Below are 7,393 nucleotides of genomic sequence, written 5' to 3'. Positions count from 1 at the left end.
AGGTCGGCCGCTGTGGTGCAGAGCCTGCTGCCTGGCCCGCCGGTGCCGGAGTCGTCTGGCTCGGCTGGGGCGCTGTCGGCGTCGCCGCGGGGGGTATGGCGGGCAGGTCCGGATAGGGCAGGCCCTGGGTCTCGGGCAAAGGCGTCGGCGTCACGGGTGCGGCCGGAGCGACCGGCGCGGCCTCGACGGCGATCGTGTCCGGTGCGTCCAGATCGTCGCGGATGAAGGCCCACGACCGCCGGTCGGCACAGGCACAGGCCTTCAGGAACCCTTCGCGGTCGCGCCAGATGACCAGAGGCCAGGTCGGCTTGACCCCGGCATCCCGCATCAGGGTGTCCAGCCGGGCGACGAACTGTCGGCTGGCGTCCACCACGGCGCTGCGGGCCAGGTTGCCGTCGGCGGGTGCGATGCCCTCGGCCTTCCAGCCTGCGCCCGGCGTATCCGCCCAGCGTCGGTACAGGTTCCAGTCCCGGTTCAGCCACAGCTCGGCGATCGTGGCTCGTTCGGCCGGCGTCGACTGGGGGGCCCCTTCGCGGTCGGAGCGGGCGAACATCAGGACGCGGACATCGGCCCCGCCGGCGCGCAGTTTCTCGGCCTCTTCGGCCTCATACGCCTGGGTCGAAGCATTGCCGCGATAGCCGATGATATAGACGGGCTGGTCGCCGCCGCCCGGCGACACCCACGACGCCTCATCCAGCAGCCGCTGGATCTCGCCCTGGTTCCGGGCGATCGTGACCGGCTGGAACCGGGCATAGAAGTGGTCGTAGGCCAGGTATCCGCTCACGGCCAGGACAAGGCCGATCACGACCGCCAGGCCAGACCAGATCAGGAAACGTCGCATACGACAGGCGGCTCCAGCTTGAGCATTCGGGCCAAGGTAACGCCTCGTAGCGAAATCGGTCGCGCAAGAACACCGCAGGCGCGAATGCAACTGTGACTGTGGCGGGGGTTCCGATCAGGGGTCGCCACCCCATATGGCGTCCATGACCACCCTTTCGATCCTCGATCTCGCCCCGGTGCCGCAAGGCTCGGATGTGTCGCAAGCGCTCGCCAACACGATTGATCTGGCCCGCCACGCCGAGCGGCTGGGCTTCAACCGCTACTGGCTGGCGGAGCACCACAATATGGCGGGCATCGCCTCGGCCGCGACTTCCGTGGTGATCGGGGCCGTGGCGGCGGCGACCAGGACGATCCGGGTGGGGGCCGGCGGTGTCATGCTGCCGAACCATGCCCCGCTCGTCATCGCCGAACAGTTCGGGACCCTCAACGCCCTTCACCCCGGACGGATCGACCTGGGGCTGGGCCGCGCGCCGGGATCGGACATGGCGACGGCGCGGGCCTTGAGACGCACGCTCCAGGGGGACGTCGACAACTTCCCTCAGGATGTGATGGAGCTGATGCACTGGTTCGCCCCGGCGACCGAGGATCAGCGTATCCGGGCCAACCCCGGCGAAGGTCAGGACATCCCGGTCTGGATCCTGGGCTCATCGACCTATGGTGCCCAGCTGGCGGCGCATCTGGGCCTGCCCTACGCCTTCGCCAGCCATTTCGCCCCGTCAGAGATGATGGCGGCGATCCAGACCTATCGTCAGACCTTCCGCCCCTCGGACCGGCTGGCCAAACCCTATGTGATGCTCGGCTTCAACGTCTTCGCGGCCGGGACGGACGATCAGGCGCGGCTGTTGTTCAGCTCGGTCCAGCAGGCCTTCGTCAACCTGCGCTCCGGCCGTCCGGGCAAGCTGCCGCCGCCGGTGGAGGGCTATGAGCAGGGGCTGGGAGACGCCGAACGCGCCATGATCGCCCAGGCCCTGGCCTGTTCAGCCGTCGGATCGCCGGCCACGGTCCGGCGCGAGATAGACGCCTTCGTCGCCCGAACCGGGGCCGACGAACTGATGATCACCAGCCAGATCTGGTCCCACGCCGATCGTGTCCGCTCGCTGGAACTGCTGGCCGATGCGATGGGTGGGCTGGCGATGGCGGCCTAATCCGCTTTCGGCGGCTTGGGCTTGGCGCGGGACTTGCGAGGCTTCTTCGGCCTTGCCGGTGCCGCGATCCGGACCTCGACCGGCCGGGGCGGCGAAAGCTGGAGTTGTCGCCAGGCCATGCCCAGGTCGATGGCCGTCTCGACATCGTTGGCGAAGTCCGGGCCGCTGCGTTCCGCCAGCCGGGTGCGCAGCATGTGACAGTCGCGCAGCATGAGCGACGCCTCTCGAAGGTCCGGCGGACTGTCCGGCTGGTCGCCGATGTCCTCCAGCGAACCGAACCGCCAGCCCGAACCGTCCTTCTGGGCCAGGACCAGGGCCCAGCGTTCCTCGGCCGTCAGATCGTCGGCCAGATACCGCCAGCCGGTCGCCCGGGGCGACCGGGCGTATTGACCAGGCCGTGTCGGCAGATCGTGGGCGGCGTAGACGGCCAGGGCCCCGGCCTCGATCTCGGACAGCAGACGTGCGGCGGGGCTGTCGTCGGGTGTCCGCTCGCGGCGCGGTGCCCCCTGCCACGGATCGCTGACAGACGCCTCGGCACGGCGGCGCCGCGACCCCGGCCAGGCCCATGGAATGCGCGGCGGCCGCCAGCCCATCGCGCTACTGGTTCAGGGTGTTGGTCACCGAGATGTCGTAGATCACCCGCGTGAAGGTCTGGACCAGGGTGAAGAATTTGCTCAGTTCCGCCGAGTCCGAGTTGGGGACATACAGGATGTCGTCCGGCTGGATCATGAAGTTGTTGGCGGTGAAGAAGCCGGTCCCTTCCTCGAGGTTGAGGCGGTAGACGACGGGCACACCGCGCGGCAGCGCCGGTTGGGTCAGGCCAATCGCCTGGGCGACCTCGGGCCGCTCGAAGCGGAAGACCAGGACCGAACGCGCATTGGCGATGGTGGAGTTCAGCCCGCCGACGCGGCTGAGGGCGCCCGCCAGGGTCAGGGGACCGGCCGCCATCTCGACCTGTGAGATCGCGCCCAGGGCCCCGAACGTCGAATAGCGACGGGGACGGTAGGTCAGGTTCACCTGGTCGCCGCGTTGCAGGCGGATGTTCTCGCCGAACTCGGTCGTGACCACGCCGAGCGGTGCCGTATAGGTCCGGCCGTCACGCTGGATGTTGACGATCACATCCTCGGGCGTGCGGGTCGAACCCCCGGCGGCGGCGATGATGTCCAGGATGGAGTTGGCATTGCCGGTCAACAGGGCCCGGCCGGGCTGGCGCACCTCGCCCAGAACGGTGACGGTATTGTAGGCGTTGTTGGCCACGGAGACGACGACCTGGGGGTTGCCGACCTTGCCGCGAAGCGCGCGCTGGATGGCCTGACCGGCCTCGGTGGCGCTCAGACCCGCGACATTGACCTGTCCGGCATAGGGGATGGTCACGGCACCCGCCGAGTTGACCACGATGGCGGGCAGGTTCTGGTTGCCGGGACGGATGTTCTCGCCGCCTGATCCGCCACCGAACAGGGTGCCGCTGGGCTCCAGAATGGCGACGGCCAGGGTATCGCCGGGACCGATCATTCCGCCAGCCGCAGGCTCTGTCGCATCCGTCAGAGAGCCCAGGAACTGGGAAGGCTGGGCCTTGATCCGCTCGGTGAGCGCATAATCCAGATCGACGATCACATAATTGGCCTGATCGGCCGACGCGCCGCGGGCGACCGCGCGGCCCGAGGGTCCGTCGCGCGGCAGGGTCGAGCACCCTCCGAGGATGGCGACGAGCGCCAGGATCGAGACGGTGCGGGTCAGGGCGTTGGGCATGGTCATACGCCAGTGATTACCGGCCTTTGCGGCCTGGAGCCAGACCCCGCGAGATGATTCGATCGGTGACGAGACCCGCAGGCCTCACACGGCGACGAGATCGCGGTTCAGCCCTGTCCGTTCCTCGACCAGACGGAAGTGGTCCGTCCAGGTCGGGGCCCGATACGGTGCAGCCAGGGGGCGGACCCGGGTCGCCTTTTCCAGGGCGGCCAGCCAGCCCAGTCCGTCCAGCGGATCGATCAACTGGGCGTGGGGCACCAGTTCGCGGTGGGCGGGGATGTCCGAGGCGATCAGGGGCACGCCCAGCGCACAGGCCTCTACTGCCGGCAGGTCAAAGCCTTCGACCGACGACGGCGCGAGCACCGCCTGGGCGTTGTTCATCAGGGTGGCGAGCGACGCGTCCGGCAGGTTGGCCGACTGATGCACCAGGCCCCGAAGATTGGGCGAGCGCTCGAGGTGATCGAGAACCGCCTCGTTCTCCCATCCGTAGCGGCCGACCAGCACCAGTTGCGGCGTCGCAGGCCCCATCCGCTCCTGCAACCGTCTCCAGACGGTCAGCAGGAAGGCCAGGTTCTTGCGCGCCTCGATCGTGCCGACGTGGACGAAATAGGGGCGGGGCGGCGCGGCCTGGGGCTTGGCCACGAACACCGATTCCAGGCCCAGATGCACCGCGTCGATCGGCGGCGCCGAAACCCGCTCGAAGGCGGCGAACCGCAACAGCTCCTCGGCCGTGTACTGAGAGTTGACGATGATCCGCGACGCGTATTTCAGCGCCGTCAGCACCCGCAGCCGGTGTTTGGCACCGTCGCCGGGACGGCAGAACTCGGGATGGGTGATCGGGATCAGGTCATGCAGCAAAACGACGCTGGGGATGGCGCGCGCCTTCAGCGAGGTCAGGATCTGTGGCGTGTTCAGGCTGGTGTGGCCGACGTTGAAATAGACCCGGCTCGGCGGCAGGTCCAGCATCCGGCGGGACCGGAAGAACTGTTTGAAGACCCGCAACTGGCGACGACGACCCTTGTCGCCGCCCGAGCTCGACGGCGGTGGCGGCGGAGCGCCGATGACCGACTGGGCGGCGGGTCTCTCTGAGTTCAGGGCTGCCAGAAGCCGGGTCGCATTGCCGGTCAGGGCGTGCTCGGCGTCGAGACCTGTCCAGCGCGCCCGCAGCGTTTCGACGCAGCTCCGGAACCAGGCGTCGTCAACGGCGACCAGTTCGTCGTGCTTGGATCGCACCGGGATCATCTTGAGGTCGGGCCGGGCCAGCAGCCATTCGGCGTAGGCCAGACAGACCCGATCGACGCCCGTCGGCGCAGTACGCTCGGTCCGGCTGATCAGCCGGCTGGCGTCGAACAGCACGCCCTCGATCATGATACGCCGACCTGACTGCAAGACCCGTGAGACCCGAACGGGTAGAGGCGGATTACCGGCCTCGCTGTAACGGACAACCGCCGGGCGACTGGATACGCTCGCGAACGCCCGTGGCGCGAAGGGCAGACCTTGTCCAAGAATTCCCCGTTCCGTCCGTTGCGTCGGGTGCCCGTCCGGTCTGTACCGCGAGCCTTCTGACTGGCGTAACCCCTTGTCGGGGAACGGTCAATCGCGGCGTCCTGACGGTTTCCGATCACGAGACGTAGCCTGCCTGCATCAGTTCGGCGACATGGATGATGGCCACGGGTCGGTCACTCTCCATCACGAACAGGGTCGCGATCTTGTTGGCCGCTAACAGGTCGACGACGTCGCTCATCCGCTGGTCCGGGTTCACGGTGATCGGGGTCCGGCTCATGATGTCGGCGGCGGTGATGCTGGAAATATCGTTGGAGAAGGCGCGGCGAACGTCGCCGTCCGTAATCATTCCGGCCAGGGCCCCCTCTGCGTTGAGTACGGCCACAGCCCCCTTTCGACCGGCGGTGATCGTGGCCACGACGTCGGCGAAGGAGGCGTCCAGCGGCACGCTGGCGGGTGGGGCGTGATTGTCGCCCATCCATTCGCGCACGCTCTGCAAACTCATGCCCAGGGCGCCGCCGGGGTGATGCAGGCCGAAATCGGTGGCGGTGAACTCGCGCCGGTCCATCAGCACCATGGCCAAGGCATCGCCCAGCGCCAGGGTCATCAGGGTCGATGTGGTCGGTGCCAGGCCGTTGGGACAGGCCTCGGCGACATTGGGCATGATGAGCGGCACTGCGGACATCCGCGCCAGGAAGCTGGAACTGCGCTGGGTCATGCCGATGACCGGGATGCCGGCGCGCTGGCAGAAGATCAGGGGATCGCGCAGTTCGCGGCTTTCCCCCGACGCCGAAATGGCCAGCAGGGTCGTGTCGGACCGCAGCATTCCCAGGTCGCCGTGGCTCATCTCGGCCGGGTGCACGAAAAAGGCGTTGGTGCCGGTCGAGGCCAGGGTCGCGGCGATCTTGCCGCCGATGTGGCCGGACTTGCCGATGCCGGTGACCACCACATAGCCGGGCCGCGACAATATGACCTCGCAGGCGCGGGCCAGGGAGGCATCGATCGTCCGCTCCAGGGCCTGCAAGGCCTCGATATTGAGCTGCATCACCTCTCGCGCCCGGCCCGTCATGACGGCGATGTCGGCGGGCGTTGAGTGAGGAAGTTCGGGCATAGTCGAGGCATCCTGACCGAGGCCGTCGCCCCGTTCCGGGCCCGGAATTGCCCCAGATCGGCGCGCGGCACAATCCTACGGAAAGTCGTAGTCCAGCAAAGCTCGCTGAACGGCCAACCTTTGCCGTCGTGGCGCGTTGGAGTGTGCAAGGGGACTTGAAGATCATGGGAGATCCAATGCCGAACGCCGAAAGTCGTGCGCCCGATGCCGCGTCCACGGGGCTGCCTGCCCTGACGCCTCCGCCGGTGCGGTTCGATCGGCTGGCCCTGTTTCTGGACATGGACGGCGTCCTTGCGCCACTTGCCGAGACCCCCGACGCGGTCGGCCCCGTGACGAGGCGTTCGGCGGTGCTGCGCCGTCTGGATGAACGCCTTCAGGGTCGTCTGGCCATCGTCAGTGGTCGCACCCTGTCCGAGATCGACCGGATCAGCGCGGCCGGACCCTTGGCCGCATCCGGGGTGCATGGGCTGCAGCGGCGTCGGCGGGACGGTTCGACAGTCATCGCGCCGGCCTCGCCCGGCATTGCGCCCGCGACTCGGGCCCTGCGCGCCTTCCAGGACGAGCACCCGGAGGTGATCGTCGAGGAGAAGGGCGTCTCGGTCGGGCTCCACTATCGTCAGGCCTCCGAAGTCGGTGAAGCCGCCCTGGCCCTCGCGCGTTCTGTCGCCGCTGAACATGGGCTGTCGGTCCAGCCCGGCGTCATGGTGGTCGAGTTGAAGACGCCCGGGTCGGACAAGGGTTCGGCGATCACTGCCTTCATGGCCGAGCCGCCGTTTCAGGGCGCGACCCCGGTGATGCTCGGCGACGATCTGACCGACGAGAACGCGTTTCGTGCCGCGACGACCCTGGGGGGCTTCGGGGTCTTGGTCGGGCCGATGCGGGAAACCCTGGCCAGCCACGGCCTTGCGACCGTGGACGCCGTCCTGAGCTGGCTGGAGGCGGTCGCCGACGGCATCGATGCCTCTGCCGAGGAGAAGGCGGCATGAGCGGTATGGTCCCCCTCCGCCCCAACCTGGACCTGGCCCCCATCGGCAACTGTTCGATC

7 protein-coding genes are annotated in these 7,393 nt (G+C 68.2%); 2 read left to right on the top strand and 5 right to left on the bottom strand.

The window, feature by feature from the left end; translation table 11 throughout:
- Positions 1-841, bottom strand: an 841-nt coding sequence (locus tag JHC99_RS16135) for a hypothetical protein (RefSeq protein WP_292155576.1), incomplete at its 3' end; no start/stop codon positions are given.
- Between the two features lie 142 nt (positions 842-983).
- Here JHC99_RS16135 and JHC99_RS16130 point away from each other — a divergent pair.
- Positions 984-1,985, top strand: a complete 1,002-nt coding sequence (locus JHC99_RS16130; protein ID WP_292155574.1) for an LLM class flavin-dependent oxidoreductase — start codon at positions 984-986, stop codon at positions 1,983-1,985.
- On the opposite strand, the gene JHC99_RS16125 is transcribed toward JHC99_RS16130, so the two are convergent.
- From JHC99_RS16125 to JHC99_RS16110, 4 genes are all read right to left on the bottom strand, one after another.
- Positions 1,982-2,578, bottom strand: a complete 597-nt coding sequence (locus JHC99_RS16125; RefSeq protein WP_292155572.1) for a hypothetical protein — start codon at positions 2,576-2,578, stop codon at positions 1,982-1,984. The genes JHC99_RS16130 and JHC99_RS16125 overlap by 4 nt on opposite strands.
- 4 nt (positions 2,579-2,582) lie before the next feature.
- Positions 2,583-3,734 (bottom strand): polysaccharide biosynthesis/export family protein, encoded by a 1,152-nt coding sequence (locus JHC99_RS16120; protein WP_292155570.1) that lies wholly within the window; start codon positions 3,732-3,734, stop codon positions 2,583-2,585.
- Between the two features lie 84 nt (positions 3,735-3,818).
- Entirely contained in the window at positions 3,819-5,102 is a 1,284-nt protein-coding gene (locus tag JHC99_RS16115) for a glycosyltransferase family 1 protein (RefSeq protein ID WP_292155568.1), read from the bottom strand.
- A 253-nt stretch (positions 5,103-5,355) separates the two neighbouring features.
- The gene (locus tag JHC99_RS16110) at positions 5,356-6,348 is read right to left on the bottom strand and encodes a KpsF/GutQ family sugar-phosphate isomerase (protein ID WP_292155567.1); all 993 of its coding nucleotides are present in this window, start codon (positions 6,346-6,348) and stop codon (positions 5,356-5,358) included.
- Between the two features lie 176 nt (positions 6,349-6,524).
- Between JHC99_RS16110 and otsB the strand changes: the two genes are divergently transcribed.
- Positions 6,525-7,334: a trehalose-phosphatase gene (otsB, locus tag JHC99_RS16105; protein ID WP_292155564.1), complete on the top strand. Its 810-nt coding sequence runs from the start codon at positions 6,525-6,527 to the stop codon at positions 7,332-7,334.
- Positions 7,335-7,393 lie beyond the last annotated feature (59 nt).

The organism is Brevundimonas sp. (assembly GCF_016463485.1).
GTDB lineage: Bacteria > Pseudomonadota > Alphaproteobacteria > Caulobacterales > Caulobacteraceae > Brevundimonas.
The sequence above is the reverse complement of the archived record's forward strand: the minus strand, read 5'-3'. Positions and strand labels throughout refer to the sequence as shown.

Coding starts and splice junctions, on each gene's coding strand:
- JHC99_RS16130 (WP_292155574.1), top strand. CDS start 984: ATGACCACCCTTTCGATCCTCGATCTCGCCCCGGTGCCGCAAGGCTCG.
- otsB (WP_292155564.1), top strand. CDS start 6,525: ATGCCGAACGCCGAAAGTCGTGCGCCCGATGCCGCGTCCACGGGGCTG.
- JHC99_RS16125 (WP_292155572.1), bottom strand. CDS start 2,578: ATGGGCTGGCGGCCGCCGCGCATTCCATGGGCCTGGCCGGGGTCGCGG.
- JHC99_RS16110 (WP_292155567.1), bottom strand. CDS start 6,348: ATGCCCGAACTTCCTCACTCAACGCCCGCCGACATCGCCGTCATGACG.
- JHC99_RS16120 (WP_292155570.1), bottom strand. CDS start 3,734: ATGCCCAACGCCCTGACCCGCACCGTCTCGATCCTGGCGCTCGTCGCC.
- JHC99_RS16115 (WP_292155568.1), bottom strand. CDS start 5,102: ATGATCGAGGGCGTGCTGTTCGACGCCAGCCGGCTGATCAGCCGGACC.